We start from the raw sequence: 20,872 nt of genomic DNA, 5'->3' as shown, positions 1-20,872 counted from the left end.
GCCCCCGAACCCGGGACCGCCCCCGGAGCCGCCCGGCCCACCGCCGGGTCCGGGCCCCCCGGAACCACCGCCGGGACCGCCACCCGGCCCGCCGGAACCGCCGGGTCCGGGCGCGGCCGCCGGGCCGCCGCCCGGGCCGACGGTCGGGTCCACGATGGCCTCGACCTTCCACTGCACGTCGAACCGCTCCGCCAGCGCCTCGCGCAGCACCTCGTCGCTGCCGCCGTTGACGAAGCTGTCCCGCGCGCCGACGTTGGCGAAGCCGAGCTGGAGGGTCCCGCCGTCGAACCCGGTGACTTGCGCGTTCTGGCTCAGCAGAATCCAGGTGAAGCGCCGCCGGTGCTTGACGGCCTCAAGGATGTCGGGCCACATCTGCCGTACGGAAGCGGCCCCCGCAACGCCGCCTCCCTGCTGCGCGGGCACCCCCCCGGCGGACGCCGCGGCAACACCCCCGCCGCCGGACTCCGCCGCCGGTGCAGCCGGTGCAGACGCCGCGGGTGCGGGCGCTGCCGGCGCAGACCCCTGCCCCCCGCCGCCCCCGGACCGCGGAGCACCGCCCACGGGGGCGCCCCCGCTCCCGGGCCAGGCCCCGGGCCGACGCCCCTGCCCCCCGGCCGCCGCGTCCCCGCCCGCAGCGGCGACAGCACCACCGCCGGAACCCGAGTCGTCCCGGCCGTCCGTCCGACCAACGCCCCCACCCCCGGAAGGACCGCCGCCGAAAGGACCGCCGCCGGCAGCCCCATCCCCGGAAGACGGGGCAGGCCCGCCCCCGGAACCCCCGGACCCACCGGAACCGGCAGCGGCAGCGGCAGCGGCAGCGGCACCCTCCCCACCGGGGGTGACCGGCCCACCGCGCTCCGCAATACCCGCCCGCGCGGCCTCCGCACCACCACCACCGCCACCGCCACCGCCCGGCGGCCGGTGGGCCTCCGGCCCCGGTACGTACCCCATGGCGGGCGGGCCCGTCGCGGCGTTGCGCTCCAGGCGGTCCAGCCGGGCCATCACCGAGCGCTCGTCCCCGTACGCGCCGGGGAGCAGCACGCGCGCGCAGATCAGCTCCAGCTGCAGCCGCGGCGCGGTGGCGCCGCGCATCTCGGTGAGTCCCTCGTTCACGAGGTCGGCCGCGCGGCTCAGCTCGGCCGCGCCGAAGGTGTCGGCCTGGCGCCGCATCCGCTCCAGCACGTCCGCCGGGACGTCGATCAGCCCCTTGTCGCCGGCGTCCGGGACCGCGGCCAGGATCACGAGGTCCCGCAGCCGCTCCAGCAGGTCCGTGACGAACCGCCGCGGATCGTGCCCGCCCTCGATGACCTGCTCCACGACCGCGAACGCCCCCGAGCCGTCCCCCGCCGCGAAGGCGTCGACGACGGAGTCGAGCAGAGCCCCGTCCGTGTATCCGAGGAGGGCGGTGGCCATGTCGTACGTCACACCTTGCGCCCCGGCACCGGCGAGGAGTTGGTCCATGACCGACATCGAGTCCCGCACGGAGCCCGCCCCGGCCCGTACGACCAGGGGCAGGACCGCGTCCTCGACCGGGATCGACTCGACGCGGCAGACGTCCGCGAGGTAGTCGCGCAGGGTGCCGGGCGGGACGAGGCGGAAGGGGTAGTGGTGCGTGCGGGACCGGATCGTCCCGATGACCTTCTCCGGCTCGGTCGTGGCGAAGATGAACTTCAGGTGCTCGGGCGGCTCCTCGACCACCTTCAGCAGGGCGTTGAACCCCGCGGAGGTGACCATGTGCGCCTCGTCGACGATGTAGATCTTGTAGCGACTGGCGGCCGGCCCGAAGAACGCCTTCTCCCGCAGCTCACGGGCATCGTCCACGCCGCCGTGCGACGCGGCGTCGATCTCGATGACGTCGATCGACCCTGGCCCGTTCCGCGCCAGGTCCCGGCACGACCGGCACTCCCCGCACGGCTCCGGCGTGGGCCCCTGCTCGCAGTTGAGACAGCGGGCGAGGATGCGCGCGCTCGTCGTCTTCCCGCAGCCGCGTGGCCCGCTGAACAGATACGCGTGGTTGACCCGCCCGTTCCGCAGCGCCTGCTGCAGCGGGCCGGTCACGTGGTCCTGCCCGATGACCTCGCCGAAGGTCTCGGGCCGGTAGCGGCGGTAGAGAGCGAGCTGCGACACGACTACGACGATATCGGTGACAGCCGACAACGGCGCCCACCCGCAGGAACCCCGCCCGGCGACCCGGCGCCCGCCCGGACAACGAGGCGCCCCCCACGCACCCGCCAGAGCCCGCCTACCCTTGCTGCCTTCCGGCCCTGGGGGAGTTCAGCGAGTTAGCGCCGCGTGAGGGGCGCCTCCACCATAACCGATGCCACCCCTCGCGAACGAGTTCGCTCCCACCCCGCCCCGTCTTGTAATGTGGCCCGCGGAGGATTCGCCTAGAGGCCTAGGGCGCACGCTTGGAAAGCGTGTTGGGTTCACACCCTCACGAGTTCGAATCTCGTATCCTCCGCACCCGCCTGAACAGGCGAAACGAAGAGCCGGACCGCTCATTGCGATCCGGCTCTTCGGCATGCCCTGGTTGCAGTTTCGGTTGCATTTATAGGCGACATTTAGGACACATCCTCAAGCAGGAAAGGCGCACGCTCAGGGCCTGCAGAGCGACCGACGCAGACCCAGAGGAGCTCTGCCCGCCCCGGGGCGATGTCGCGATTACAGCCCGATCATCCGGACCTTGCTGCCGCACAGCCGGGTCAGGTCATCGACATCCGACGTGAGGATGGCGACCGGGCCAGGCTGACGCAAAGCCGCTTCCGCGACGGTGGCGTCGATCGCGTACTTGTGTCCGTGCAGACCGGCGCCCTTGAGCAGTTGTGCCGCCGCCTTGGCCGCCGTCTCCGTGACCGGCTCCGCCTTGACCCGGGAGAGCGCCCATTGCAGTCGGGGCACCCTGGCGTGACTCACCTCCACGATGGTGTTGGCGCTGACGACAAGGTCCGCTCCCATGTCGTGGAACACCTGGAACATCGCCAGAACCTTCCGGTCCTGCGCCACCCAGGCCGACAGCCCCTCGCTGTCCAGGACGACGGTTTCGAGGTGCCCGCTCACGCGGCGCTCGCGCCACCGGCGGCCTGCGTCGTACCGAAGATCCGCGCCCGCGCCTCGGCCAGCTCTTCCTCGCTGAAGGCCCCGTGCTCGTCTGTGTGGCTACGCAGGTCGGCCCCCAGGAGCTGGTGCCGGATCTGCCTGGCGACCGCTTCGGCCACGTAGCCGGAGATGTTGTCCGTGATCTTCTTGAGCTCCGCCACCTGCTCGGTGGGGAGTGTCACCGTGATGCGTGTGGTGTCAGCCATACCAGCAAGCATACTGCGGTATGCGCGCTGAGTGCTGCCTCTCCCCGCAGTCGGTCCGGTCAGCGGCAATCGCGGCGACTGTCATGTCGAGCAGGGGATCAGCCGGGCAGTTGTACGACGCGCCAGTTCAGCGAGCCCAGGGGTATGCCTCGATCCATTGCCAGCCCTCGGGGGCACTCCAGCGCGGCTGGGCCCCAGGTGCTCATGGCCTGACCGTAGCGCTGCACCGCACGGTTGAGGACCGGTGTGTTCAGCAGCGGCGTATCCGTCGTAGCGCCATCGCCAGCAGTCAAGCCGGGGCCCGCGGTTGCCAGCGTGTGACGTTGCCTGGTGGGGTTCGGTAGTGAGCGGCCCTGGGAGGGTCCGGCAAGCGACAGGGCGGAAGAGAGTGGCACGAGTCGTCGTACGAGAGCCGAGTACGGGCGCGAGGGGCGCACCGCCGCTGGCCCGGCAGGAAACGTCCGCCTTCGCGGGGGAGTTGCTCGGCGCCGGCTGGGCGGCGGTGTTCCTGCCCGGTGAGCCCGCCCGCCGTGGGCGGTTGCTGCTGTGGAAGCCGACCGGTGCAGCAGCCGGAGACAGGGTGGCGCCCACCGGCCTTGAGACCGAGACGGTGGAGCTGGTCCTGCCGCACGGCCGCTCAGTCAGGCGGCGCAGGGTCGAGGGTTAGGCGCTGCCTGTCGCCGTCGCCGTCTCCGCCCTGGCCGATGCGGAGCCGACGCATCCCTCCGGCGCCGCCTGGCAGGCCGCCACTCGCTTCGCGCTGCGGCTGCTCGCCGACGGCCGCCTCCACCCGGCCCTTACCCCCGCCGGTTACGACACCTGGCAGGCGGGCCCTTTTGCCGCCGCCCAGCGCCAGACGCTGGACGCCCTGGCCGCCGCCTTCCCGCCACACGCCCACTGCCTGCCCGAGCCAGGCCCTGCGCAGTTGGGGGTCCCCCCTGTTCGAGCGCAGCCGAGAACTCGGGGGAGGATCGCCGAACCGGCGGCGCTGGTACGCCAGTTCTGCGACGCGGTCGCCGATGATCTGGTCCGTACCCCGGCCGCGCCGCTCGCCATGGGAACGCTGCCGTACGCCTGGCGCGAGGCGCGTGCCGTGCCCACCTTGCGTGAATGGGCCGAGGAAACCCAGGCGGCGATCACCGCCGAGGTCAGTGTCTCCCTGCGCGTCGACGTACCCGAAGGACGCCGACGGCAGTTCCGGGCCGTCCTGCAACTGCACACCGCGGCGGACCCGGCGCTCGTCATCGAGGCCGCACGACTCTGAACGAGCCGACCGAAGTGGAGCGGCTGCTCGGCCCACGCGCCGAGACCGAGACCCTGCTTGCCCTGCGCCGCGGCGCCCGCGCCTGGCCTCCGCTGCAAAGGCTGCTCGACGATGCCGCTCCCGATCAGCTCCGGTTGACCGACGACGAAGCCTTCGATCTCCTCGGGGACGCCACGGACGCGCTGCGTGCGGCCGGTGTCGGCGTGCACTGGCCCCGCGAGCTGGTCAAGGCACTCACCGCGACCGCGGAGATCGGGCAGCGCACCGCCCCCGGTTCCACCGCGGGCGGCCTGCTGGACACCGAGGCCATCCTCGACTTCCGCTGGCAGATCTCCCTCGGCGGCGAGCCGCTCACCGAGGCCGAGATGGATGCCCTCGCAGAGTCGCGCCGTCCCCTCGTCCGGCTTCGCGACCAGTGGGTGGTCGCCGACCCGAAGCTGGTGGCCCGCGCCAAGCGCCGCCGGATGGAACCGCTCACCCCCATGGAGGCATTGAGCGCCGCGCTGACCGGCGAGGCCGAGCGAAGCGAGATGGGGGTCCCTCCGGCCGGAGGCTGGGGGAGGGACGGTGACCGGGTCCCCTGTACGGCGGTCGGTGCGCTCGGCGACCTGGTCGCTCGTATCCGCGATCCCGAGTCCCGCACCCTCGTGCCCCATCCCGTCGCCCTCAAGGCCACGTTGCGCGAGTACCAGAAGCGGGGCCTGGCCTGGCTGGCCGAGATGTGCGCACTCGGCCTCGGCGGCTGTCTCGCCGACGACATGGGCCTGGGCAAGACCATCACCTTGCTCGCTCTGCACCTGCACCGCCAGAGCGACCCCACCACCGCGGGCCCCACCCTTGTCGTCTGCCCGGCCTCTCTGCTCGGCAACTGGCAGCGCGAGGCCGCCAGATTCGCACCGCTCACCCCCGTACGCCGTTACCACGGCGGCGACCGCCACCTCAAGGACCTGGCCGGCGACGAGATCGTCCTGGTCACCTACGGAGTGCTGCGCCGCGACCGCGAAGTGCTCGCCGAGACAGCCTGGTCGCTGGTGGCCGCCGACGAGGCCCAGCACGTCAAGAACCCCTACGCCGTCACCGCCCGCGAACTGCGCGCCCTGCCCGCCCGCGCCCGCGTCGCTCTCACCGGCACCCCCGTGGAGAACAACCTCTCCGAACTGTGGGCACTGCTCGACTGGACCACACCCGGGCTCCTCGGCACACTCACCGCCTTCCGTGACCGGCATGCCCGCGCCATCGAGGCGGGCGAGGATCCCGAGGCAGCCAAGCGCCTGTCCCGTCTCGTACGCCCCTTCCTGCTGCGCCGCAAGAAGTCCGACCCCGGCGTCGCGCCCGAACTGCCGCCCAAGACCGAGACCGACCACATCGTCCCGCTGACGGCCGAGCACGGCGCGGTCTGGTACTCAAGCTGCTCACCGCACTGAAGCAGATCTGCAACCACCCCGCCCAGTATCTGAAAGAGCACAACCGGCGCCAGTCCACTCCCCTGCGGGGCCGCTCCGGCAAGCTCGACCTGCTCGACGAACTTCTCGACACCATCACCGCCGAAGGCGAATCCGTGCTGGTCTTCACGCAGTACAAACAGCTGGCGGCCCTGCTGGAGAAGCATCTCGCCGAGCGTGGCGTCCCCGCTCTCTTCCTGCACGGTGCCACCCCCGTCGCGCAGCGCGAGGAGATGGTGGACCGCTTCCAGCGCGGTGAAGTGCCGGTGTTCCTGCTGTCGTTGAAGGCGGCCGGCACCGGACTCAACCTCACCCGCGCCAGCCACGTCGTGCACTACGACCGCTGGTGGAACCCGGCCGTCGAGGACCAGGCCACCGACCGCGCCTACCGCATAGGCCAGGACAAACCCGTCCAGGTGCACAAAATCCTCACGGAGGGAACCGTGGAGGACAAGGTAGCGAAGCTGCTCGAAGCCAAGCGCGCCCTCGCCGAAGCCGTTGTCGGCTCCGGCGAGGCAGCCCTGACCGAACTGTCCGACGCCGACCTCGCCGACCTCGTCGCCCTGGGAAGGCAGTCATGAGCCCCGTTGTCCCCGGCCCGCGTCGTGCGCCCGCCCGCGGCAAGCGAGCCTTCGCCGCGACCTGGTGGGGCCAGGCATGGGTGGCCGCCCTGGAGGACTCCACCCTGGACGCCGGACGGCTCTCGCGTGGACGCACCTACGCCCGCAAAGGCATGGTCGGCCCGGTCACCGTCGCTCCGGGCCGGGTCAACGCCGCTGTCCAGGGCAGCCGCCCGCGCCCGTACCGCTCCTCAGTGCACCTGCCCGTCCTCACCGACCCTCAGTGGGACACCCTGCTCGGCGCGATCGCAGCCCGCGCCGGACATCTCGCAGCACTTCTCGACGCCGAGATGCCCGCCGAACTCGTGGACGACGCCCGGCACGCAGGCGTCCCGCTGCTCCCACTGCCCACCGAACTCGATCCGGAGTGCTCCTGCCCCGACTGGGGGCACCCCTGCAAGCACGCCGCCGCGCTCTGCTACGCCATCGCCGCCACCATCGACACCGACCCATTCGTGCTCTTCGCACTGCGCGGCCGCGGTCGCGAGGAGGTCTTCGCCCAGCTGCGCGCGCTCCGTACGGCAGCGCAGGACACCGCCGCCCCACCGGCACCGGCCGGCATCCCGGCCGCTGCCGCGTACGCCCACTGGGCCGAAGAGCCCCCCGAACTGCCCGAACTCCCGGAACCCGCCGCCCACACCACAGCACTGCCCGTCGCCCCGCCACCCGGCAGCGGCCTCGCCGCCGCGGACCTGGAACGCCTCATGGCCGACGCCGCCGCGCGCGCCGCCCGGCTCCTCGCGGGCGACACCGCCGACCTGCACCTGCCCCAGCACCAGGACGCCGTCCGCATCGCCGCAGGCAATCCCGGACCCGAGTGGTTCCACCACCTGATCCAGAACACCGGCAGCAACCCCACTGCCTTCGCACGCCTCACCGCGCCTGGCGCCACGGCGGCCCCACGGGCATCACCGTCGCCGAACAGCCCTACACCCCTGACCCGACGGTGATGAAGGCCACCCGCACCGCCCTGGACACGGCCCTCTCCGAGATGGCCGACTCCCCCACGCACCTCAGAGCCTGGCGCAACCGCCTCACCCTCACCGACCACGGCGTCCAACTGCGTCTGGGTCCCGACGCCCGCTGGTACCCCTACCTCCAGGACGACGGCGAATGGTGGCCCGCGGCACCAGCCGACAGTGACCCGGTCACCGCGCTCACTGCGGCCTGGTCGCAGAACAGGGAGTAAGGAGGCGGCTCGCCGCTGACCAGGAACCGCGAGCAGAAGCCGGACACACTCACGCCGGGTTCACACCCTCACGAGTTCGAATCTCGTATCCTCCGCACCGCCTGACCAGGCACGACGTCGAAGGGTCCCACCGTTCGGGGTGGGGCCCTTCGACGTGCGTGGGACCCGGTTCATCGCAGGGTCGCGCTTGTCTCGTGCGATCAGCCCGGTCCTGTCCAGTCAAAGGTGATGTGCTTGCTGGACCGGCCCTCGCGGCTCCACCGGAAGTCGAAGGCGTCGGCGCGGTCCGCCACCGAGCGGCCCCAGGTCGCGACCTGGCCCGGGCCCGTTTCCGATCCGGGGAGGTTCGTCGTCTGGACCCGTGCGCCCTCGGGTGTCGTCGGCCCGGTGAGTGCGACCGCACTGGCCTCGACCCGGCCCGGGACAGCGGCCCGCCACTTTCCAAGATCGTCATCGACCTCGAACTCGATGGGGGCGAAATCCATGCCACGCATCTCGGCCCCGAACATGCTGATCATCTCCGCGGGCCAGCTACCGGCCTCACCGCTGAAGATCATCTGTAGCGCTTCGCGCTGCGCGGCGTCGGCACGCGCATCGAGGAAGACCGCCGCGTACGCATCGGAGTGCTCGGCCCACACGTTGCCGACAAACGAGCCCAGCATCAGCACGTTGAGCCCGTCCACGGCGACGTCGCCGTAGTGCCCCTCACGGATGTGCCAGGCCAGGACTCCCTCACAATGCCCGTCCGTCGGTGGCTGCGCGAACGAACAAGGACACGGAATATCGCATCTGCACGTGTCGAACCATTCGCCGGACACGTGCCATTGCGGAACGGTCTGCGTCGTCTCGGACATCTCGCCGCCTCCTTGCACACGGCGCTCCTACGACGCCGAGCAGTATGGAAGGAGACCCGAGGGCGGCAACAGGGCGCCGGTGCCCGAGTGACTCGCGTATTGCGCCGGTGCCGAACTCCGGCCTTAGCAGCTCGGCAATCGCGTCATTTGCTCTCATTGTCTCACTGAACACGGTCGCGAGCCAAGGCACCGGACCACCTCCGCCCTCGGCACCGACGCGCCACCCGCCGTCGTCCGTGGTGGGCTGGAACCATGCTTCCCCATCGGGAACGGCTGACGCCGCCCTTGCGATCCGGCGATCTGCTCCCGGCTCGACAGCTGGCCGCCGGCTGGTTCCTCATGTCGCTGATCGCCCTGCTCGCCTGGGTTCTGGTGGTCGCTCAGACGGACGACATGGGCGTGGGCCCGGGGACGATGGGCCTGAGCGTGCCGCTGTTCCTGCTGCTCTGGGTGGCCATGATGATCGCCATGATGTTCCCGTCCGTGGCACCGGTGGCCGTCACCTGGGCCCGGGCCATCGGCCGGCAGGCATCGGGGGCCGCTCGGGTGCTCAGGACCACCCAGTTCGTGACCGGGTACCTGCTCGCCTGGGCGGTGTTCGGCCTGCTCGTCTACGGGATGCTCGTCCTGTTCGGCGGTCTGGTGGAGGGCCGTCCCCAGGCCGGACGGTGGATCGGGGCCGGCGCCTTCCTCGCCGCCGCCCTGCAGCAGTTCAGCCCGCTGAAGGACGTCTGCCTGCGCCACTGCCGCAGCCCCATGAGCCAACTGGTGCGCTATGCCGGCTTCCGGACGAGGGCCCGGGACCTGCGGGTGGGGATCCATCACGGGCTGTACTGCGTCGGCTGCTGTTGGGGCCTCATGATCGTCCTGATTCCGCTGGGCTCGATGAACATCGCGGCGATGGCCGCGGTATCAATGATCATTTTCGTGGAGAAGCTGTGGCGCCTGGGCCCGCTGTTCTCCAGCGCGGTCGGCGCGGTGTTCCTGGCCCTGGCCGTCCTGACCGCGCTGGGTCTCCTGCACGATTTCCTGCTGCCCGGGCTGCGGGGTTCCTGAAGCGCCCGCCTCGGCCTGTCGCGGCGGTGGCGGGCGAGAGCCTCGTCATCAACCAGCCGGGGCGCGCACTCCACCGTCGCGGAGCGGCGGGGGTCAGGAGGCCGTGCACGCCTCCGGCGAGCCGGCTGGCAGCGCCACGACCTCGGCCTTGATTCCCAGCGCAGTCATGCGGCCGTACCGATGCGTCCCTTGAAGACCTCGTGGCCGTGCCAGTGGAGATGGGCGGAGGCGGGGGCGGGCTGCCCCCGGCGCGGCCTGTTGAGCGGCCGATCGTGAAGGTTGTCGATGGTCAGCCCTGCCGGACTGCGCGCCACGTACAGCTCCGAGACCTGAATCCGCAGCTCCGCGGTGAGTCCGAGGGCACCCAGATCGAAGAGGGTGTGGTGGAGCGAGCACAGCGCGACGCCGTTGCTCACCTCGTCCGGTCCCTCGTGGCTGTGCCAGCGGACGTGGGCCGCCTCCAGGCCGACCGGGTTGCGTCCCAGTGCGCCGTCGAAGCCGCACATAGCGCATGCGTAGGCGTACGCCCGCAGCACCTCTTCGGTGAAACCCGCCCGCCGACTGCGGCGCCGGGCCGCCACCAGTTCATAGGCGGCGAGTTCGAGGTCGGTCAGGTCCAGACCGACGGCCGTGCAGATGGCTCCTTCCAGAGCGGGCGTGAAGTGCTGGTCGAGAAGCACCCGTGCCGCCGCCGCCCGCGTGCGAGAGTCCGCGACGAGAGCCTCGACTTCAGGACGTAGCCGACCGTGCGCCTGACGGCGCCGCAGCACCGCGCCGCTCTCGCGCTCCCCCGGGCCGATGGGCTCACCGTGAAGATCACGTAGCTCCCACAGATCCCGCTCAAGGTGCACGAAGGGCATCGCGGCGCGGTCGCGGGCCCGGGCAGGGCTGGCAACCGCTGGGCCGAAGTCGTTGATCAGCCGACTGACGGGCTCGGCCGCCTCGTCGTACGTGACAGCGCTGCGGCCGGTGGCGGACAGACGCCCCAGCAGCCAGAGCAACAGCAGCGGCTTGTGCGGCGCCCGCCCGTTGCCCGTCGTCGCCCGCCGGACCGTCGTCAACAGACGCAACAACTCGTCCACCGTCATGGACGTCACTGTGCCACGAGTAGGCCACGGTCACGCGGGCCGGACGCTTGCCGCTCGTCCTCCGCCGGGGAGGTCAGGCAGCGGCGGCGAGGTCGAGGTAGTCGATGTTGGCCAGGCCCGCGGGGGTGGTCGGATGCAGCCGGATGGTGTTGCTGCCGGCGTTCAGTGGCACGGTCAGCTCCTTGGTTGCCCATGCCGACCACGCGCCGGTGGACTCGAACGACACCGTCCCCACCGTCACTCCGTTCACGACCACATCCGCCGGCCGCGCGTCCGCGCCGTTGGCGAAGCGGACGGCTACCGTCGCCGAGCCTGCCCCCTCGGGGGTCACCGTGAACTGTGCGGCCGCGCCGACGGCGTTGTCACCGTTGCAGAAGCCCGTACCCGAGAAGCCGGGGTGGTTCGAGTCGATGGTGCCGTCGCAGGTCGCCGGGGCGGACTCCGCCTCGTAGCGCTGCCGGTCCGGTGGTTCCGTGTCGCCGGACGCCTCGAAGGCGCCGAGGTCCGGTGCCGTCCCGCTGTAGGGCAGGCCGACGTCGGTGCCCTTGTCGATCAGTTCGCTGTTCGGCGCGGGACGGAGGTGGGGCAGCGCGGGCAGACTCCCGTCGGCCTGCCGGGGTGCGTCCCAGCCCGATGTCGACACACTCTGGAAGTCGGAGTCCGACAGGTTGATGTCGAGGTCCCAGGAGTTGTACGACGAGTTGGTGCCGTTCATGTACGAGGTCGGCGTTCCGGTGTAGGCGACGTTGTTGCGCAGGTTCCCGCGGCCGACGGCGTTGCCGCTTGAGTCGATTCCCCGCATGTTGAAGTTGGGGTGGTTTCCGTAGCCGGTGTTGTTGAAGTAGTCGTTGGCCACCGGGTGGTGGTTGGAGTAGAAACCCGCCGCCTTGTTCAGGAAGGCGACCGAGAAGCGGACGGTGTGCTTCACCGCGCCGGAGTCGTAGTCGCCGCCGAAGCCACCCACCTTGAAGCCGGCTCCGTTGCCGGCGGGATTCGTCGTCCCCGGTTCATATCCGTTGCGCCAGGCCCACGAGTGCTCCAGGGTAACCGGCGAGTACGTGGAGATGAGGTCGTAGCCGTCATCGGCGTTCCACCACGCGCGGCACCCCCGGAACACGTTCGCCTGACGGCCGGCCGGCGTGTAGTGCGAGCCGAAGCCGTCGGCGTTCTCGCCGGGCCCGTCGCTGCTGCGCGGGTCGTAGTTGTCGTGTGAGTCCGAGTTGAGGACGAGGTTGCCGCCGCCGCCGTTGATGAACAGGCCGGTCCCCATGTGATGGTGGAGGTCGAGCTGCTCGAACGTGTTGTTGCTTCCCGAGACCCAGATGCCCCAGGATTCGGCGTTGAGGTTGTTGTTCTGCGGCACGCCGGTGGCTTCCAGCCCCTTGAGATGGAGGTGGCTGGCGGTGACGTTGAAGCCCTTGATCCGGCAGTTGTCGCGCATGCCGGAGAAGTCGAAGACCGGCGTCTCACCCGGGTAGGCCCAGTAGCGGATCGGGTTGCCTGAACTTCCGCTCCTGTTGAGGGTGATGGCGTCGACCCTGTCGGTCTGACTTGAGCAGTTCCTGTTCGCACGGGTGTAGGCATAGGTGCCGCCCCGGAAGTAGACGGTGTCACCGGCCCGGGCCGCGGACTGGGCGTGGGCGATCGATGCCCAGGGGGCGGCCTGCGTACCCGCCGCGCTGTCGTTGCCGTTCGGTGCCACGTAGTAGACCTGTGCGGTCGGCGCCGCGTCGGCATGGGGCGCGGACGCCCCCGCCACACCGGTCAGGACGGCCGTCACGGCCAGCATTGCCAGTGCTTTCATTCAACACTCCTCAGTGAGCGGTGGTCGTCGCTTGTGCCTCCTCGGTCAACCCCGGGCAGGGCGCCCGGGGTTGACCGACGGCCCCCGCCCGAGCGTGGTCAGCGGACGTGGATGTCGGGTCGCGGCGGGGCGCTCATGCCGTCGCCGAGGAAGAAGCCGGGGTGCGGTGGCTGGTTGTACGCGGTGTTCTGCCAGGCCAGCGCCACCCGGTACTGCGGGTCGTGCAGCAGGGTCGGCAGGCGCAGGTCGGTGTGGTGGGGCGTGCTGTAGATCCGCAGCCGGCTCTGGTCGTTGGTCGGCCAGATGACCTCCTCGCGCCAGTCGCCGAGGATGTCGCCGGACAGCGACGGCGTGGCCTTGGTGCCGTTGGGCACGAACACGTCGCCGGCGGTGAGCAGCCGGGTGTCGCCGCCGGTTCCGTACTTGTCGATGTGGTTGCCGTCGAGCAGTTCGCGCACCGGGTCGCCGTCCCACCAGGCCAGGAAGTTCGTCGAGCCGGGTTTGCGGCCGGCGACCTGGGCGTTGGCGGCGGCGCTGCGCAGCCCGCCGACGGCCGCCGACCAGATCTCGGCACCCGGGTTGCCGGCCCAGACGTCGGCGGCCACGCCGCGTCCGTTGTCGCAGTTGCAGGAGCCGTTGCGGGAGACGTCCCCGCCGGTGCGCGCGTCGGCCACCCAGTGCGCGGGCTCGTTGCTCCACTCCGTCGGAGCGAACACCTCCAGGCCGGGCCGGGACGGGACCAGGTCACCCACGTGGTAGGCGTCGCCGTGGTGGGTGCCGCGCTGCCACAGTCCGCGGCCGTCGTCGTCGATGGCGATCGACCCGTACAGCACCTCGTCGCGGCCGTCGCCGTCGGCATCCGCGACCGACAGCTGGTGGTTGCCCTTGCCCGCCCACGCCGAGGGGTTGCTCTGCCTGTCCGAGTCGAACACCCAGCGTTTGGCGAGCTGGCCGCCGCGGAAGTCCCACGCCGCGATGACCGACCGGGTGTAGTAGCCGCGCGCCATGATGATGCTGGGCCGCTCGCCGTCCAGATAGGCGGTGCCCGCCAGGAACCGGTCGCCCCGGTTGCCGTAGCAGTCGCCCCAGTCACAGACGTTGCCGCGCGGCGGGTCGTAGTTCTCGGTGTCCAGGATCGCGCCGTCCGTGCCGCGGAACACCGTCAGGAACTCCGGCCCGGACAGGATCCGCCCCACCGAGTTGCGGTGGTCGGCGTTGCCGTCGCCGATCACCTGACCCGTGCCGGACCTGGTCCCGTCCGCGGTCTTCATCGCGACCTCGGCGCGGCCGTCGCCGTCGTAGTCGTAGACCTGGAACTGGGTGTAGTGGGCGCCGGCCCGGATGTTGCGGCCCAGGTCGATGCGCCACAGCCGCTGCCCGTCGAGCCGGTAGGCGTCCAGCAGGACGTTGCCGGTGTGCCCCTCCTGGGCGTTGTCCTTGGAGTTGGACGGGTCCCACTTCAGCACGATCTCCAACGCGCCGTCGCCGTCCAGGTCGCCGACGCTGGCGTCGTTGGCGCGGTAGTTGTACGAGCCGCCGCCCGCCGGCCGCTGGATCGGCACGTCGAGGTGGCCGTTGGCGAAGGTCACCGATGGTGCGGATGCCGGCTGCTCCACACCGTCGACGACCGCCCGCACGGTGTAGGACGAACCGGACGAGGCGCCGGAGTCGTAGTAGTTGGTCGCCGCCCCGGAGAAGACCCGGGTGTCGCCCCGGTACAGGTGGAACGACACCGCCGACGGGTCCGTGCCCAGCAGCCGCCAGCTCACCAGGTTGCCCGACCCGGACCGCACGCTCACCAGGCCGCGGTCGAGGTCCTCCAGTTGCTTGCCGTCGGGAGGTGGTCCGGTGTCTCCGGGTTCGAGGTCGAGGTAGTCGATGTTGGGCAGTCCGTCTGCGCCGGTGGGGTCGAGGCGGATCGTGCTGTTGCCTGAATCCAGCTGCACGGCCGCGGTTTTCGTCGCCCAGGTGGTCCACGCACCGGTGGGCTCGAACGACATCGACAGCACGGTGACGCCGTTGACGATCAGGTCGGCGGGGCGTGCGGTGGTGGTGCCGTTGGCGTACCGGACGCCGATCGTCGCCGTGCCGGTCTCCGACGCGCTCACCGTGAACTGCGACGCCGCGCCGACCGCGTTGTCGCCGTTGCAGAACCCGGTGCCGGAATAGCCGGTGTGGTTTGACTCGATGAGCCCGTCGCAGGTGGCCGGTGCCGTTTCCGCCTCGTAGCGGGTCGTCGCCGCGGCGGAGGCCGCCGTGGGGCTGACGACGAGTCCGGTACCGACCAGGGTGATGGCAAGTCCGGCACACAGCAGCGACGCACGCCGTCTGAACGAATACATGAGGGACTCCCAGGGGGGCGGTCGAGGGACCGGCGGAGCAGGAGGACGCCGGAGAACCGGCACCCTCCTGACCGCCGCGGTGACAGTCGTTACGCCGCGGAGCCGACGTCGACGTAGTCGATGTTGGGTAGCCCGGCGGAGCCGGTGGGATCGAGGCGGACGGTGTTGCCGTCGGCGTTCAGCGGGACGGTCACCGTCTTGGTGGACCAGGTCGTCCAGGCGCCGGTGGGCTCGAACGACACGGTCGCGACGGTGGTGCCGTTGACGACCAGGTTCGCCGGCCGCGCACCGGTGGCGCCGTTGGCGAACCGGATGCCCAGCGTCGCCGTGCCGGCGGCTTCCGGGGTGACGGTGACCTGGGCGTAGGCGCCTACGGCGTTGTCGCCGTTGCAGAACCCGCTGCCGGAGTAGCCGGTGTGGTTGGAGTCGATGGTGCCCTGGCAGACCGCGGGCGCGGTTTCCGCTTCGTACCGCTCCCCCACCGGCGGCGGTTCGTCGCCGGAGGTCTTGACCAGGGAGAGCTGGTCGACGGTGAAGCCGCCTGAACCAGACGCCCGCACGGTGACCGTGGCGGCCCCGGCGGGCAGCTCGATGCCGGTCAGCTCGCGCTTGGTCCAGCCGCCCGACGACGGGACGCTCAGGGTGCGCTGACTGCCGTCGGCGCCGGTGACCACGACCTGCCCGGCGTTGCCCCGCGCGTGCAGGGCCAGGGTGTAGGTGCCCGCGGGCACCGACTCGATCCGCTGCTCGACGCCGCCGCCGTCGCCCATCTGGAGTGCGAAGCGGGACCCGTTCGCACCCCCGTCGACGTTGGTCACCCAACCGCCGATGTTCCGCCATCCCCGTACGTTGGAGACGATGATCCGGTCGGCCTGGATGTCCGGGTTGAGGATGTAGTTGTTCGCCGGCCCGACGCGCCACTCTCCGGTCGTGACGTTGAACTGCCACTGGCTCATCGAGTGGAACCGCGGCCGCGCGCCGTCCTTGGTGATCGGCACCCACTGGTTGTAGCCGATGCCGTTCCAGGCGAAGTCGGCCCAGCGGTCGCCGGCGTAGATCACCGTGTTCTGCTCGGTGCCGTTGACCGTCACGAAGAACCCGGTCTGGGTCACGTGGCTGTAGTCCATCTCGGTGCCGGCAAGCGTGTACTCGCTGCTGTAGGAACCCTGGATGTTGCCGCTGGTCGACTCGTTGACGTAGTTGACGGAGGTGTTCCAGCCGTGCAGGTCCGACGCCGCGTGGTAATACTTGCCGTCGAGCTTGAACATGGCGTTGCCCTCGCGGCCGTCGCCGCGGCGGATCTGCACGCCCGGTTCGATCCGCAGCGAGTCCGATTCCCGGAACTTCGCCACGAAGCCGCGCGAACGCCCTTCGCGGTTGGAGAAGATCAGGTAGTCCTGGCCGTCGTCATCGGTGAAGACGGTCTGGTCTCCGGTACCGCTCGTCGGCGAGTTCTGGATCTGGGTCTGGAAGTAGCCGTAGTCGAAGGTGTCGGTCGGCGAATCGCCCTGGAGCAGCAGAACGCCGTGTCCGCCCCTGCTCGGGTGCCACATCTGCACGGCGAGCACGTACTTGCCGGTGTTCTCGTTGTAGGAGACACCGAGCCGCCCGACCCAGCCCGCACTGCCCAGGTTGGTGCCGTCGCCGACGCCGGTGGAGCGCGTCGCGACCCGGTTCTCGAACTTCCAGTTCACCAGGTCCTTGGACGAGTACACGGGGATCGACACGAAACTGACGTCGCCGTCGTACTTCCTCGTCGGATTGGCCCGGTAGTACTCGGCGCCGGTGTAGTGCACGCCGTACCAGTAGTAGGTGTCCCCGAACTTGAAGACGCCACCGCCCTGCGAATAGATGGGATTGCCGCTGGTGTCGTTCCAGAAGACGTCGTTCGTGATGGTCTCGAACGTGCCCTCGTCAGCGCGCTCCAGGTCGGCGGCGGCGTCCATCAGCGCCGTCTTCGCGGTGGCGACGTTCGACGCGGCGGCCGAGGTGTCGTCGGCGACGTCGGCCGCGGTGGTCAGCGCCTTGGCGAAAGGCGCCCAGGAGTCGGCCGTGTAGTCCGCCCGGTTGCGTGTCTGGTAGTCCGACACCAGGTAGTCGAGGCCGCGCTCCACCGGTTCGGCTTCCTGGGCCCCCGTTGCCGGTTTCTCCGCCGCGGTCGTGCTTGAGGACAGCGGTACCGCCAACGCCACGAACAGCAGCAAGGACCCGAGTATCGAGACCTTTCTGAGGTGTTTCATGGAACTCCTTCCGATGCAGGGGGTGGGGAAGGTGATCGCTGACCGGCATCACTGTCCGTAGGTGATGTCCGGCCGGGGCGGTTGTGTCATGCCGGCGCCGAGGTAGTAGTCGACGTGGTGGGACTGCATGTAGCCCTTGACGGTCATGTCGTTGCGGTAGGCGGGGTTGTGCGCCAGCGTGTACAGCCGGGTGTCCGACGGCCGGTCGGTGGTGAACACGAGCAGCTCGTTGTACGAGCCGTTGGGCAGGACGACCTCCTCGCACCAGTCGCCGTGGATGTCGCCCAGGACAGCGGGCTGGCTGCGCGGCCCGAGGACCCCGCCGTAGTCCCAGGTCTGCTCCAGCCGCGGCATGCCGTTGTACGTGGTGCCATCGCCGAACCGGACCCCGTTGGCGATCCGCACCGCCACCTCGGCACGGCCGTCGCTGTCGAAGTCGTAGACCGTAACGCCGTCGTTGTGACCGACGCCGATCGTGGCCGACCCGCCCTCGATGTTGTTCTGATCGCGGCTGTTCGGCCCCATGTTGACTTCCCACAGGAACGTGCCGTCACTGCGGTACGCCTCGATCCGCTGCTGCGTCCCATGCCGGTCCAGCACGTAGTCGTACTCACCGTCACCGGTGAGATCACCCACCCACACGAACTGGATCCGGCCACCGTCACGCAACGGAACCCGCACCACCGGCTCAGCGGCATGATCGGCGCTCAACGTGAACGCGCCGCTCGGTTCCTGCTCCTCGCCGTCGACCACGGGCCGCACCCGGTAGCTGTTCGACCGGCTCAGGTCGGCCGTCGAGTCGACGTGGTTGGTGCCGCCGGTCAGGACGCTCCCGTTGAGTTTGGTCCACGAGCCTCCGGCGGTGGAGCGGTACACGTGGAACCCGATGCCGTCCGGGTCGAGCCCCAGCAGCCGCCAGCCGACGAGGACGCTGTCACTGTCCGACCGCACGGCCACGACCCCGCGGCCGAGGTCCTCCATCGGCCTGCCGTCGCCCGGTGGCTCGCCGCTGTCGTCGCTCACGTCGAGGTAGTCGACGTTGGGCAGGCCGCTGGCGTTCGTCGCGGCGACCCGGACCGTGTTGCTGCCCTCCCGCAGCTGCACGGTCCACGTCTGCCGGGTCCAGGCCGACCACGAGCCGGTGGTCGCGAACGACGTCGACTGCACCCTCGCGCCGTTGACGAGAACGTCCGCGGACCTGCTGCCGGAGCCGCCGTTGGCGAACGCGAGCTGTAACGTCGCGGACTCCGCCGTCGATGCGCTCACCGTGAACTCGACCGCGGCGCCGGTGGTGTTGGAGGTGTTGCAGAACCCCGAGCCGGAGAAGCCTGCGTGGTTGGTGTCGATGGTCCCGTCACAGGTTGCCGGCGCGTTCTCCGCCTCGTAGCGGGTCGTCGCGGCGCTCGCGCCTATGGCGTACGTCGTCACCGAGGTGGTCAACAGGACGGCCAGGGCCCCGGCTACCGGGGCCTTGACGGACCGGTTCACTTTTCCTCCCGATGCAGGGTGAGGGAAGATTCAGGGCAGGTGAGCTCCGATCAGTGCCAGGCAGTGGGGACCGCCGGCCTTCCGGTGCGCGGCGGGTACTCCCGCGCCGGCGCGACCTCCGTACCGATCGCGTGTGCGGTCCACTTGACCGTGCCGTCCGGCCACCCGAGACGGCGTTAAAGCGTTTACTATCGTTGGGGGCAGGTAACCGGCTTGTCGTGATCGTGTCAATACCTCGGGCCGGTTTTCCGGCGCCATGACCGGTGTGTTGATCGTTCCGCCACGCGGCTCTCAGGTCGAGCTGTCGCCACAAAACGCTTTAACCCGCTTACGGCTTCTCGCGGCCGGCGGCACAACGCCGGACCGGCGGGACGCGGGAGCGGCCTCGATCGCGCCGGCACCGCACGGCGCGCCCGTGCACTGGCCGGCTGATGACGCCGCTGCCACCGGGAGTACCCATGTTTCAGGTAGCGTTTTCTGAAACGGTGCCTCCGGTACCGCGGTGACGGGAAGGTCGACGGACGATGGCGCGACGGGCGAACGTACCTGCCAACGGCCGGCGGCGCTCCACGATCCGCGAGGTGGCGGACCGGGCCGGCGTGTCCGTCGCCACGGTCTCGCGCATCCTCAGCGGCGACTACCCGGCCTCACCCACCACCCGCAAGCGCGTCATGCTCGCCGTCGAGGAGCTGGACTACGTTGCCAACGCCCACGCGCGGGCCCTCGCGGGTACCTCCGCCAAGAGCGTCGCCATCGTGCTCAACTCGGTGATCTCGCCGGCCTACGCGCACGTCGCCCAGGGTGTGGAGGCGCAGACCGCCGCCGAAGGCCGACTGTGCCTGATCGGCACGACCGGCGGTGACCCCGAGCGCGAGCTCGCCATGGTGCAGTTCATGCGGGAGCAGCACGCGGAGGCGGTCATCCTCGTCGGCAACGTGGTCGCCGACGAGACGTACCACAAGCGCATGAGCCGGTACGCGCACGGCTTGGCCGCCATCGGTTCCCGGCTGGTGCTGTGCGGCCGCCCGCCGCTCGGCCCCGACGTGCCCGCGGTCGTCGTGGAGTACGACCACGCCGGTGGCGCGTTCGCGGCGACCAGCCACCTGCTGTCCGCGGGACACGAGCGGATCCTGTGCCTCGGCAGCCGTCCCGGCTACAGCACGGCCGAGGGCCGGGTGGCCGGATACCGCCGGGCGCTGGCCGCGCACCGCGTGCCGCACGACCCCGCGCTGGAGGTCGAGGGCATGATGGAGTGGCACGAGGGCTACCGGATGATGAAGGAGCGGCTGGCCACCGGTGCGCCGGACTTCACCGCGGTCTTCGCCCTCAACGACCTCATCGCCGGCGGTGCCGTCCGGGCGCTGACCGAAGAGGGGCTCAGGGTGCCCGACGACGTGTCGATAGTGGGTTTCGACGATCTCCAGCCCTCGCTCGACCTCGACCTCACCACCGTGCACCTGTCGCACGAGGAGGTCGGGCGCACCGCCGTACGCCTCGCGCTGGAGCACGAGGCACGCGGCGGCACACCTCCGCACGTCACGATCGGGACGCACCTGGTGATACGCAACTCAGCCCGTCCCCGCCGCATGTCCTGAGCACCTCGGCACCGGGCCGACCTGGACCACGTGCAGAGAAGACCGAGCGCGGGGAAGAAGGCGCCGCCGAGCGGTGAGCCGGGCGCATGACCCGCGGCGGCGTGTCCCTTGCCGGTTCCTCGGCGACCTCGTCACCGCCGGCGGGCGCCATGACGAACAGCGGTCCCCCATCCCCGCGGATCCCCCTCCCGCCCCGGGTTCCCGGCCCATGGCACCTCCCGGCGCACCGCGTGGGACGGCCGCCCGCGGTCTCACGGTAAAACGCTTACACCCATCTCCCTGATGCTTGCCGCCGACCCCCGTGGTAGCTAAGGTTTTTGGTGGAAAGCGTTTTCCATCCGTCATCAAAGATCCATCCGGGCCGGAGCCCCTGTGACGGACGGACGTCTCCCTCGATCACGCACGAGCTGCGCCCCACCCCCGCACAGACCTGCACCGAAGGAGTCATCCATGAGCATGCAACGACGCACATTCCTCGGCATGAGCGCCGCCGGAACGGCGGGCGTGGGCCTGTCCCTGCTCGGCGCGGGGCAGGCACCGGCCGCCCCCAGATCGCCACACACGGCACAGGCCGCGACGTTCGCGGTC

At 70.5% G+C, this 20,872-nt stretch carries 15 protein-coding genes, 1 tRNA gene, 1 other RNA gene and 2 pseudogenes; 8 read left to right on the top strand and 11 right to left on the bottom strand.

The window, feature by feature from the left end; all coding sequences use genetic code 11:
* Nucleotides 1-2,127, bottom strand: a 2,127-nt coding sequence (locus ABD317_RS17520) for a DNA polymerase III subunit gamma and tau (protein WP_344290899.1), incomplete at its 3' end; no start/stop codon positions are given.
* Nucleotides 2,128-2,208: 81 nt separating this feature from the next.
* Nucleotides 2,209-2,305: signal recognition particle sRNA small type (ffs, locus tag ABD317_RS17515), an RNA gene on the bottom strand.
* A gap of 71 nt (nucleotides 2,306-2,376) precedes the next feature.
* Here ffs and ABD317_RS17510 point away from each other — a divergent pair.
* Nucleotides 2,377-2,461, top strand: a tRNA-Ser gene (locus ABD317_RS17510).
* Between the two features lie 200 nt (nucleotides 2,462-2,661).
* Here the strand turns inward: ABD317_RS17510 and ABD317_RS17505 are convergent.
* Together ABD317_RS17505 and ABD317_RS17500 are read right to left on the bottom strand one after the other, a co-directional pair.
* Entirely contained in the window at nucleotides 2,662-3,057 is a 396-nt protein-coding gene (locus ABD317_RS17505) for a DNA-binding protein (protein WP_344290898.1), read from the bottom strand.
* Entirely contained in the window at nucleotides 3,054-3,302 is a 249-nt protein-coding gene (locus ABD317_RS17500) for a hypothetical protein (protein ID WP_037678403.1), read from the bottom strand. Before ABD317_RS17500 ends, ABD317_RS17505 begins: the two co-directional genes overlap by 4 nt.
* A 388-nt stretch (nucleotides 3,303-3,690) precedes the next feature.
* On the opposite strand from ABD317_RS17500, the gene ABD317_RS17495 reads away from it, so the two are divergent.
* The 4 genes and pseudogenes from ABD317_RS17495 (at nucleotide 3,691) to ABD317_RS17480 (ending at nucleotide 7,817) form a co-directional block, all read left to right on the top strand.
* Nucleotides 3,691-3,969 carry a hypothetical protein gene (locus ABD317_RS17495; protein WP_344290897.1) on the top strand — a complete coding sequence of 93 codons (279 nt, stop codon included), beginning with the start codon at nucleotides 3,691-3,693 and terminating at the stop codon, nucleotides 3,967-3,969.
* Nucleotides 3,970-4,062: 93 nt separating this feature from the next.
* Nucleotides 4,063-6,589: pseudogene (locus ABD317_RS17490) on the top strand (DEAD/DEAH box helicase).
* Nucleotides 6,586-7,578, top strand: coding sequence for an SWIM zinc finger family protein (locus ABD317_RS17485; protein WP_344290896.1), 993 nt, complete (start codon nucleotides 6,586-6,588; stop codon nucleotides 7,576-7,578). The pseudogene ABD317_RS17490 and the gene ABD317_RS17485 overlap by 4 nt, the downstream one beginning before the upstream one ends.
* Nucleotides 7,578-7,817 carry a hypothetical protein gene (locus tag ABD317_RS17480; RefSeq protein ID WP_344290895.1) on the top strand — a complete coding sequence of 80 codons (240 nt, stop codon included), beginning with the start codon at nucleotides 7,578-7,580 and terminating at the stop codon, nucleotides 7,815-7,817. The genes ABD317_RS17485 and ABD317_RS17480 overlap by 1 nt, the downstream gene beginning before the upstream one ends.
* Nucleotides 7,818-8,017: 200 nt before the next feature.
* Here the strand turns inward: ABD317_RS17480 and ABD317_RS17475 are convergent, their stop codons facing one another.
* Complete coding sequence (locus ABD317_RS17475) at nucleotides 8,018-8,671, bottom strand: DUF1326 domain-containing protein (RefSeq protein WP_344290894.1); 654 nt, start codon at nucleotides 8,669-8,671, stop codon at nucleotides 8,018-8,020.
* Nucleotides 8,672-8,923: 252 nt separating this feature from the next.
* Here ABD317_RS17475 and ABD317_RS17470 point away from each other — a divergent pair, with 252 nt between their 5' ends.
* Nucleotides 8,924-9,727 (top strand): copper chaperone, encoded by an 804-nt coding sequence (locus tag ABD317_RS17470; RefSeq protein ID WP_027752695.1) that lies wholly within the window; start codon nucleotides 8,924-8,926, stop codon nucleotides 9,725-9,727.
* 164 nt (nucleotides 9,728-9,891) lie between these two features.
* Here the strand turns inward: ABD317_RS17470 and ABD317_RS17465 are convergent, their stop codons facing one another.
* The 6 genes and pseudogenes from ABD317_RS17465 to ABD317_RS37840 form a co-directional block, all read right to left on the bottom strand.
* Entirely contained in the window at nucleotides 9,892-10,815 is a 924-nt protein-coding gene (locus ABD317_RS17465) for a phosphorothioated DNA-binding restriction endonuclease (RefSeq protein WP_344290893.1), read from the bottom strand.
* Between the two features lie 73 nt (nucleotides 10,816-10,888).
* On the bottom strand, nucleotides 10,889-12,619 hold the full coding sequence (locus ABD317_RS17460) for a right-handed parallel beta-helix repeat-containing protein (protein WP_344290892.1): 1,731 nt from the start codon (nucleotides 12,617-12,619) through the stop codon (nucleotides 10,889-10,891).
* A gap of 98 nt (nucleotides 12,620-12,717) precedes the next feature.
* Nucleotides 12,718-14,961, bottom strand: coding sequence for a rhamnogalacturonan lyase family protein (locus ABD317_RS17455; protein WP_344290891.1), 2,244 nt, complete (start codon nucleotides 14,959-14,961; stop codon nucleotides 12,718-12,720).
* 89 nt (nucleotides 14,962-15,050) lie between these two features.
* The gene (locus ABD317_RS37845; protein WP_425582384.1) at nucleotides 15,051-17,201 is read right to left on the bottom strand and encodes a family 43 glycosylhydrolase; all 2,151 of its coding nucleotides are present in this window, start codon (nucleotides 17,199-17,201) and stop codon (nucleotides 15,051-15,053) included.
* 48 nt (nucleotides 17,202-17,249) lie between these two features.
* A complete protein-coding gene (locus tag ABD317_RS17440) occupies nucleotides 17,250-18,689 on the bottom strand; it encodes a rhamnogalacturonan lyase family protein (protein ID WP_344290890.1) in 1,440 nt (479 codons plus the stop codon).
* A gap of 50 nt (nucleotides 18,690-18,739) precedes the next feature.
* Nucleotides 18,740-18,847: pseudogene (locus ABD317_RS37840) on the bottom strand (RIFT barrel domain-containing protein); the annotation flags it as partial.
* Between the two features lie 366 nt (nucleotides 18,848-19,213).
* Here ABD317_RS37840 and ABD317_RS17435 point away from each other — a divergent pair.
* Complete coding sequence (locus ABD317_RS17435; protein WP_027752700.1) at nucleotides 19,214-20,284, top strand: substrate-binding domain-containing protein; 1,071 nt, start codon at nucleotides 19,214-19,216, stop codon at nucleotides 20,282-20,284.
* A gap of 450 nt (nucleotides 20,285-20,734) precedes the next feature.
* The coding region (locus ABD317_RS17430; protein ID WP_344290900.1) for a twin-arginine translocation signal domain-containing protein at nucleotides 20,735-20,872 on the top strand (138 nt) is incomplete at its 3' end.

The organism is Streptomyces synnematoformans (assembly GCF_039531005.1).
GTDB lineage: Bacteria > Actinomycetota > Actinomycetes > Streptomycetales > Streptomycetaceae > Streptomyces > Streptomyces synnematoformans.
Note: the sequence above shows the minus strand (reverse complement) of the source record. Positions and strands in the feature narration are given on the sequence as shown.